We start from the raw sequence: 1,677 nt of genomic DNA on the forward strand, positions 1-1,677 counted from the left end.
CTCCTCGCCTCCCGCTCCTCGCTTCCCGCCCCTCGTCCCCGCTCCTCAGCCCCTCGCCCCCCTCTCCCTGAACAGCCCGCCCTCTCGACCTTCCATCCCCTTGCCACCCACCCTTGACCGATCTCACCCTCGGTACCGAGCCGCGCTTCACCCGGCTCCTCAGCGGACCACATGAAGCAGCGACCACACACGAGTTGCACACCCCAGGCTCTCCAGCGGACCGCGTGAAGGGGCGACCACACGCCGCTCATCCCTCTTCCGGCAGACACCCAAGCAAATGGACAGCCGCAAAGCGTATGTCCCTCCCCCGCTCTCCAGCAGACCGCACGAGGGGGCAACCGCACGCTGCTTGCCCCTCCCCGGCGGACGGCCGGGCGATGGACGGCCGGGCGCACATCGTACGAGGTCGCTGAAATGGTCCGTCGTCATGGGCGAGCGCCGGGCGGCCCGCCGACCCAACCGTCACGTAGCGGTACGGGGGGTGCTTCATGGGGCGTGATCGGCCGGACGCGATACTGACGGAATGAGATCGATCAGCACGACGGACCTGTCCGTTTTCCCGATATGCCTGGGTACCAACGTCTTCGGCTGGACCGCCGACAAGGAGGCGTCGTTCGCCGTCCTGGACGCGTACGTCGAGGGTGGCGGCAACTTCATCGACACGGCCGACGTCTACCCGTACTGGGCCACGCGCGAGTCCACCTCCGAGACGATCATCGGCGAGTGGATGGCCGAGCGCGGCAACCGCGACTCGCTCGTGCTGGCCACCAAGGTCGGCATGCTGAAGGGCCTGGAGGGGCTGGCGCCCGCGACCATCCGCACCGCGATCGAGAACTCGCTGCGCCGCCTCCGTACCGATCGGGTGGACCTCTACTGGGCGCACGTGGACGACCGCGACACGCCGCTCGCGGAGACGCTGGGCACGTTCGGCGAGCTGATCGAGGAGGGCAAGGTCCGCTATGTCGGCGCCTCCAATTACGGCGCCGACCGGCTGGCGGAGGCGCTCACCGTGGCCCGCGCCGAGGGCCTGCCCGAGTACGTCGCGCTGCAGCAGCCCTACAACCTGGTCGAACGCGGTTACGAGGGCGAGCTGCGGGAGGTCGTGGCCAGGGAGGGGCTGGCCAGCACGCCGTACTATTCGCTGGCCCGTGGCTTCCTGACCGGCAAGTACGCCCAAGGCCTCACGATCGACAGCCCGCGGGCCGGGCAGGCGGCCAAGTACCTGGCGACCGAGCACGGCCCGCGCACGATCGAGGCGCTCGCCAAGGTGGCGGCCGCGCGGGACGTCGAGCCGGCGTCCGTCGCGCTGGCCTGGCTCGCCGCGCAGCCGACGATCGCCGCGCCGATCGCCAGCGCCCGCAACCTGGAGCAGCTACGGCCGCTGCTCGCCGCGGCGGGGTTGACGCTGACGGAGGACGAGCTGAGCCTGCTGGACACCGCCTCCCGCCCTTGATCGCCTCCCGCCCCTGATCGCCGCCTGCCGGATCTCAATCACCGCCCGCCGGGTCTGATCACCGCCTCCCGGTCCCGATCAGCCGACCCGGTAGCTCCCATTAGATCCAGATCCGCCCTTCGGGCGTGCTCGCGTGGATGAGAATCGGGGGTGTGCTGCCCGCTGACGTCGCTCCGCTATGGCTCGTGGAGACCGTCCATTAGATTGACGCTGGAGCCCTCACC

1 protein-coding gene is annotated in these 1,677 nt (G+C 70.0%); it reads left to right on the top strand.

What is annotated here, in order from left to right:
• Positions 1 to 523: 523 nt before the first annotated feature.
• Complete coding sequence (locus tag KME77_RS02960; RefSeq protein ID WP_219461619.1) at positions 524 to 1,453, top strand: aldo/keto reductase; 930 nt, start codon at positions 524 to 526, stop codon at positions 1,451 to 1,453.
• Positions 1,454 to 1,677: the final 224 nt, after the last annotated feature.

Origin of the sequence: Nonomuraea rhizosphaerae (assembly GCF_019396405.1) — a bacterium.
Lineage (GTDB): Bacteria > Actinomycetota > Actinomycetes > Streptosporangiales > Streptosporangiaceae > Nonomuraea > Nonomuraea rhizosphaerae.

Excerpts from the sequence above, each read along its gene's own strand:
- KME77_RS02960 (WP_219461619.1), top strand. The coding sequence starts at position 524 with ATGAGATCGATCAGCACGACGGACCTGTCCGTTTTCCCGATATGCCTG.